The organism is Variovorax sp. KBW07 (genome assembly GCF_003852515.1).
Taxonomy (GTDB): domain Bacteria; phylum Pseudomonadota; class Gammaproteobacteria; order Burkholderiales; family Burkholderiaceae_C; genus Variovorax.
In genome coordinates this window covers 1-2,970 of sequence record NZ_QAJK01000239.1, presented here as the reverse complement: position 1 = coordinate 2,970, position 2,970 = coordinate 1, and the positions used below count along the sequence as shown (strand labels likewise).

The 2,970-nt window shown below is 67.2% G+C and carries 3 protein-coding genes; 2 read left to right on the top strand and 1 reads right to left on the bottom strand.

Translation table 11 applies throughout. The features are described from left to right. Positions 1 to 182 precede the first annotated feature (182 nt). Positions 183 to 941 (bottom strand): TSUP family transporter, encoded by a 759-nt coding sequence (locus DBV14_RS32725; protein ID WP_124466309.1) that lies wholly within the window; start codon positions 939 to 941, stop codon positions 183 to 185. 415 nt (positions 942 to 1,356) lie between these two features. Between DBV14_RS32725 and DBV14_RS32720 the strand changes: the two genes are divergently transcribed. Then, positions 1,357 to 2,592: an ammonium transporter gene (locus DBV14_RS32720; protein ID WP_124466305.1), complete on the top strand. Its 1,236-nt coding sequence runs from the start codon at positions 1,357 to 1,359 to the stop codon at positions 2,590 to 2,592. An 18-nt stretch (positions 2,593 to 2,610) separates the two neighbouring features. Continuing rightward, complete coding sequence (locus DBV14_RS32715; RefSeq protein ID WP_124466302.1) at positions 2,611 to 2,913, top strand: hypothetical protein; 303 nt, start codon at positions 2,611 to 2,613, stop codon at positions 2,911 to 2,913. Positions 2,914 to 2,970 lie beyond the last annotated feature (57 nt).

Here is a 2,970-nt window from a genome sequence, read left to right as displayed (position 1 = left end):
TGGTGTACCGCTGATCAACGACCACTCTGATGACGCTCACGCGGATGGTGTGCTCTGCGCAGCGAAATAAAGGAGGAGCGAAGCGGGGGACATTCGCGGAGCAGAGCACACCGTCGGCGTGGGCGTCGCCCTGAACAACGGCGGCGCCCTGAACAACGGCGCCGAGAGAACAGGCAAGAGCCTCAGCGCAGGAACGCGTCGTAAGCCGTCTTGAGGATCAGCGCGCTGACGACCACGATGAACACGCCCCGCACGAACCCCGCACCGTGCTTCAGCGCCACGCGCGTGCCCAGCAGGCTGCCCGCCACGTTGGCCACCGCCATCACCAGACCGTAGTGCCACCACACGTGCCCCTTGGCGGCCAGCAGGATCAGCGCCGCGGCGTTGGTCAGCGTGTTGATGATCTTGGCCGACGCCGAGGCGTTGAGGAAGTCGTAGCCCATCCAGCGCACGAACAGGAACACCAGGAAGCTGCCCGCCCCCGGCCCGAAGAAGCCGTCGTACAGCCCGATCGACAGGCCGATGGTGCAGGCCGCGAGCGTTTCGGCCCGGCCGCTGAAACGCGGCGCGTGCAGCCGGCCCATGTCCTTGCGTGCCAGCGTGTAGACCAGCACCCCCAGCAGGATGATCGGCAGCGCACGGCGCAAGAAGTCGCCCGGAAACACCGTGACACCCCAGGCGCCCAGCATCGAACCGACGAAACCGAGCAGCGCGGCCGGCCACAAGGCGCCCCAGCGCATCTGCACGCGTTGGCTGAATTGGGCTGCCGCGGCGGCGGTGCCCCAAATGGACGCGCTCTTGTTGGTGCCCAGCAGCGTGGCCGGTGGTGCGCCCGGAAATACGGCGAACAGGGCTGGCACAAGGATCAACCCGCCACCGCCTACGATCGAATCGACAAAACCCGCGAGCAGCGAGGCACCCGTGACCACCAGCATTTCCATGGCGGAATTGTCTCACCGGGGTTGCTATCGAAATGGTAGCTACAGGCGCGCGCACGCTGTACAGATCAGCGCTGTTCTGGCTTGGAGGAAAAGCGGGGCTGTGCCCTTCGGGCGGACATAAAAAAGGCGCCGACCAGCGGCGCCTTTCAAAGTCAGACATGGCATCTCGTACGGAGCCTTCGGAAGCATTTTTCTAGTTCGGGGGATTGTCTCCTCGGACCCTCGGCAGCACGAGCAGGGCCCGTTCGCGAGTGGGCAGACTTTAGGGTGTGCACCGCGCCAGTGCATTGGGAATTACCCGGTTTGCCTTACCTCGGAAGACCTGATCGCAAACCAAAGTGTTTCCGACGGTTAACGATGTGGCACGACTTGTGCACGTCACGCCACAGTCCCCAACTCCAAGAAAAGCACCGCCATGGCCCTGGCTTCCCAAGCCTCCATCAACGCGGCCGACACCGCCTGGATGATGACGTCGACCGCGCTGGTGCTGCTGATGACGCTGCCCGGCATCGCCCTCTTCTATGCGGGAATGGTGCGCCGCAAGAACGTGCTGGCCACCATGGCCGGCGTGGTGGCCATCGCCGCGGCGGTGTCGCTGACCTGGTTCGCGCTGGGCTACTCGCTGGCTTTTACCGAGGGCTGGCCCTGGCTGGGCGGCACCGGGCGCTTCTGGTTCTCGGGCTTCGAGTACCTGAAAGAAGCGGGCCAGGTGGCGGTGAGCCACGTCGCGCCCAACGTGCCCGAATCGGTCTACGCGATGTTCCAGCTGACCTTCGCCATCATCACCACCGCGCTGGTGCTGGGCGCCTTTGTCGAGCGCATGCGCTTCTCGGCGGTGCTGTGGTTCGCGCTGCTGTGGAGCGTGCTGGTGTACGCACCCGTCGCGCACTGGGTGTGGGAGCCGGGCGGCTGGCTGGCGCAGATGGGTGCGCTCGATTTCGCCGGCGGCTCGGTGGTGCACGTCAACGCGGGCATCGCGGGGCTGGTCTGCGCCTATGCGCTCGGGCCGCGCAAGGGCTACGGGCGCGAGGCCTTCGAGCCCTACAGCCTGGCGATGACGATGGTGGGCGCGGGCCTGCTGTGGGTGGGCTGGTTCGGCTTCAATGCGGGCTCGGCGGTGGCGGCCGATGGCCGTGCGGGCCTGGCGATGCTGGTGACGCACATCGCGGCGGCGGCCGGGGCGATGAGCTGGATGGTCGGCGAATGGATCGTGCGGCGCAGCCCGTCGCTGCTGGGGCTGTGCTCGGGCCTGGTGGCGGGTCTGGTGGCCATCACGCCGGCAGCCGGCTTCGTGACGCCGCTCTCGGCGCTGGCCATCGGCGGCATCGCGGGGCTGGCCTGCTACTGGGGCGCCACGGGCCTGAAGCATTTGCTGGGCGCGGACGATTCGCTGGACGTGTTCGGCGTGCACGGCATTGGCGGCATCGTGGGCGCGCTGCTGACAGGTGTTTTCGCCGACGCGCGCATCTCGGGCGCGACCGGCGATGTGCTGACGCAGGCCATCGCGGTCGGCAGCGTGGCGATCTACAGCGCCACGGGCACGGCGGTGGTGCTGTTCGTGGTGCACGTGCTGGTCGGGTTGCGTGTGGACGCGGAGAGCGAGCAACTGGGCCTCGATCTTGCACAGCATCGGGAGCACCTGGGGAGCTGACCACCGACGGAGGAACCCATGACATCCATGTCCGAAAGCGAACGCATCGCCCTCGCCGCCCGCCTTCACGTGGCACTGCGGCGAAAGCATGGGCGCGTGACCGACACCGAATGGATGGCCACCAACGCCGAGTACGCAGCCGAGATCGTGCGCATGACGCGTGTGCACGCCGCCGAGACGAAAGACGACGAACTCGACCAGTTGGCTACGCGTCTTGAGCAGGCGATGGAGCCGTTGGCGCGCGCTGCGCGGCTGGCGGCTCGGCAACCGGATGGGGTGCCGCCTACGCCGCCGCCTCGGTATGTGGGCGGGTTGCGCTGACGCTTGCTGGCCGACGCGGGTTCATTCGGGGCGCTCTTGTTCAGGGCGCGTGCGACT